The organism is Streptomyces sp. NPDC037288, assembly GCF_055603265.1.
On record NZ_JBVJVY010000206.1, the window covers coordinates 1 to 1,624 of the forward strand.

General features: G+C 68.5%; 2 protein-coding genes and 1 pseudogene. 2 read left to right on the top strand and 1 reads right to left on the bottom strand.

What is annotated here, in order from left to right; genetic code table 11:
- The first annotated feature begins 185 nt into the window (after positions 1-185).
- Positions 186-1,139: a type I-E CRISPR-associated protein Cse1/CasA gene (gene casA / locus ACZ7GZ_RS43300; RefSeq protein ID WP_471033351.1), complete on the top strand. Its 954-nt coding sequence runs from the start codon at positions 186-188 to the stop codon at positions 1,137-1,139.
- Positions 1,085-1,258, top strand: a pseudogene (locus tag ACZ7GZ_RS43305) (type I-E CRISPR-associated protein Cse1/CasA); the annotation flags it as partial. The gene casA and the pseudogene ACZ7GZ_RS43305, both read left to right, overlap by 55 nt.
- 14 nt (positions 1,259-1,272) lie before the next feature.
- On the opposite strand, the gene ACZ7GZ_RS43310 reads toward ACZ7GZ_RS43305, so the two are convergent.
- Positions 1,273-1,449, bottom strand: coding sequence for a transposase (locus tag ACZ7GZ_RS43310; RefSeq protein WP_471033352.1), 177 nt, complete (start codon positions 1,447-1,449; stop codon positions 1,273-1,275).
- Positions 1,450-1,624 lie beyond the last annotated feature (175 nt).

Sequence of the window (1,624 nt, forward strand, 5' to 3'; positions counted from 1 at the left end):
GCGGATCCTCCGCAAGGCCAGACTCAGCCCGAACGCACTCACGTCAACCACAAAGGCCATCCTCACCCTGGAGGCTCACCGTTGAAAAGGCTCCCGTGTGGCAGGGTTCCGGCTCAGCTACAGCCCCGACGACGGACTCGAGGTGTCGCGTGACGAGTAATCAGGAGGGCCGAACGGGAGGGCGGTTGACGTTCGACCTGACGGATTGTGCGTGGCTGCCGGTGCTGCTGCTGGACGGCAGCGAGACTGTGTTGTCCCTGCGCCAGGTCTTCGCGCAGGCCGGGCGGATCCGCCAGCTGGCGGGTGACCTGCCCACCCAGGACTTTGCGCTGATGCGGTTGCTTCTGGCGATCGCGTACGACGTCCTGGACGGGCCGGCGGACATAGAGGCGTGGGCCGAGCTGTGGGAGGACGACGACCCGTTCGCTGCGGTGCCCGGCTACCTGGATGAGCACCGCGACCGGTTCGACCTGTTCCACTCGCGCACGCCCTTCTTCCAGACGCCGGGGCTGCGCACGCCGGGCGATGAGGTGTTCTCGCTCAACCGGATCGTCGCGGATGTCCCCAACGGTGCCCCGTTCTTCACCGCGCGCTTCCCCGGCGCGACCCGGATCGGTTTCGCCGAGGCCGCACGCTGGGTGGTGCACGCCCAGGCGTATGACACCTCGGGTATCAAGACCGGCGTGGTAGGCGATCCGCGGGCCAAGAACGGCAAGGCCTACCCGCAAGGTGTGGCCTGGGCCGGCAACCTCGGCGGCGTGCTGGCCGAAGGGCCGACGCTGCGTGAGACGCTGCTGCTCAACCTGGTCGCCGCCGACCACCTTCCCCTCCGGACGGGTGACCTGCCCGCCTGGCGTCGTCCGGGCGCGGCCGGTGACCTGGCCGCGCGCCCGGCCGGGCTGCGCGATGTGTACACCTGGCAGTCGCGCCGACTGCTGCTGCACGCCGACACCGACGGCGTCCATGGCGTGGTGCTCAGCTACGGTGACCCGCTCACCCCGCAGAACGCCCACACCATCGAGCCGATGTCGGCCTGGCGACGCAGCCAGGCCAGGAGAAGAAGCTGGGCAAGCCGCTGGTGTACATGCCGCGTGAGCACGACCCGGCCCGCGCTGTCTGGCGGGGGCTGGAAGCTCTGATCGCGTCACGCGATCAGAGCGCGGGGCCGGGCGGTGAGCCGGCGCCGTCCCTGAGGCCCGGGGTCGTGGACTGGCTGGCACGGCTGACCGGCGAGCGGATCCTGCCGCGGCACACGCTGGTGCGGCTGCGCACTTACGGTGCGCTCCACGGCACGCAGCAGTCCGTGATCGACGAGGTCACGGTCTCGGTCAGGTCGAAGTCCTTCGCGACCTGTCCCACGAACCGGTCGCCGCGCTGGCACAGGTCGACGATCTCGGCCTTGAACTCCGGCGTGAACGAGCGCCTGGGCCTCGGCTTCCTCTTCCCCATGCTCTCCATGATGGACATCATCCTTCCGGGGCCGAAGCCCCTGATCAGGAGTGTCCGTCAAAGCGGATCAAGCCCAGGTGTGAAGCTTCCCCTTGATCGTGGACACCTGGAGACTGGGACATGAGGTTCCAGAGGAAGTAGCACCAGGTGGGAAGCAAGTACACGAAGCGGTACA

What these genes read in the sequence shown, in the direction of transcription:
- ACZ7GZ_RS43310 (WP_471033352.1), bottom strand. Translation starts at nt 1,449, where the DNA reads ATGGGGAAGAGGAAGCCGAGGCCCAGGCGCTCGTTCACGCCGGAGTTC.